We start from the raw sequence: 1,074 nt of genomic DNA on the forward strand, positions 1-1,074 counted from the left end.
CGGCCAGTTGCATCAGCCCCTCCAGCAGCCGCGCCACCTCGGCCGAGGCCAGGCGGTGGTAGCGGTGGCGGCCCTGGCTCTGCACGGACAGCAGGCGTGCCTGCACCAGCAGCGCGAGGTGCCGGCTGGCGGTGGCCGGGGTGATGTGCGCGGCATCGGCCAGCTCGCGCGCCGTGAGCGCCCGCCCGTCCATCAGCGCCAGCAGCATGCCGGTGCGCGCCGGCTCGCCCACGAGCGCGGCGATGTGCGCGATCTGGTTGGTGTTCATGCCGGCCAGTGTGCCGCAGGCGCCGGCCGGGATGCTTCGTTCCACGGCGAAGCATCGACCCCGCGGAACGCGGCCCAATGGCCACCATGCCGTGCGGATGCGGCGCCCCGCCGGCCCCGTGCCTTCGCCCCCGACCATCTATCCAAGGAACCCTCCATGGCCCTCACCTGCTTCATCCGCTACCAGCTCGACCCCTTCCAGATCGCCGCGTTTCGCGAGTACGCCGCACACTGGGGCCACATCATTCCGCGCTGCGGCGGCCACCTGCTGGGCTACTTCGTGCCCAGCGAGGGCACCAACGACGAGGCCTGGGGCCTGATCGCGTTCGACAGCCTCGCGGCCTACGAGGCCTACCGCGCGCGTCTGCGGACCGACCCGCAAGGCCGCGCCAACTTCGAGCGGGCGCAGCGCCAGCGCTTCATCCTGCGCGAGCAGCGCACCTTCGCCGAGGTGGTGGAGGGCACGTTCCAGCGCCCCGCCCTGCCGCCGCACCCGCCGCTGTCGCTGCTGGCATCCCCAGGGGAGCCGCCCGCCGCCGGGGCCGGCGCATGATCGCCGTCATCTTCGAGGTCGTGCCCAGTGCCGCAGGCCGCCAGCCCTACCTCGACACCGCCGCCGCGCTGCGCTGCGAGCTGGAGCGCATGGACGGCTTCGTCTCCATCGAGCGGTTCGAGAGCCTCAGCCAGCCGGGCAAGCTGCTGTCGCTGTCGTTCTGGCGCGACGAGGCCGCCGTGGCGCAGTGGCGCCAGTGCGAGAGCCACCGCCAGGCGCAGGCCGCCGGCCGCGCGGGCGTGTTCGCCGAGTAC

At 73.5% G+C, this 1,074-nt stretch carries 3 protein-coding genes; 2 read left to right on the forward strand and 1 reads right to left on the reverse strand.

Features of this window, described 5'->3' with window-relative positions:
* A partial coding sequence (locus AC27IQ_RS25400; protein ID WP_487091280.1) for an ArsR/SmtB family transcription factor occupies positions 1-268 on the reverse strand: 268 nt, incomplete at its 3' end.
* Between the two features lie 156 nt (positions 269-424).
* Here AC27IQ_RS25400 and AC27IQ_RS25405 point away from each other — a divergent pair.
* Together AC27IQ_RS25405 and AC27IQ_RS25410 are read left to right on the forward strand one after the other, a co-directional pair.
* Positions 425-820 (forward strand): NIPSNAP family protein, encoded by a 396-nt coding sequence (locus tag AC27IQ_RS25405; protein ID WP_487091281.1) that lies wholly within the window; start codon positions 425-427, stop codon positions 818-820.
* Positions 817-1,074 (forward strand): antibiotic biosynthesis monooxygenase family protein (locus AC27IQ_RS25410; RefSeq protein WP_487091282.1); only part of this gene is annotated, 258 nt, incomplete at its 3' end. The genes AC27IQ_RS25405 and AC27IQ_RS25410, both read left to right, overlap by 4 nt.

Source organism: Acidovorax sp. KPB24-07 (genome assembly GCF_057543315.1).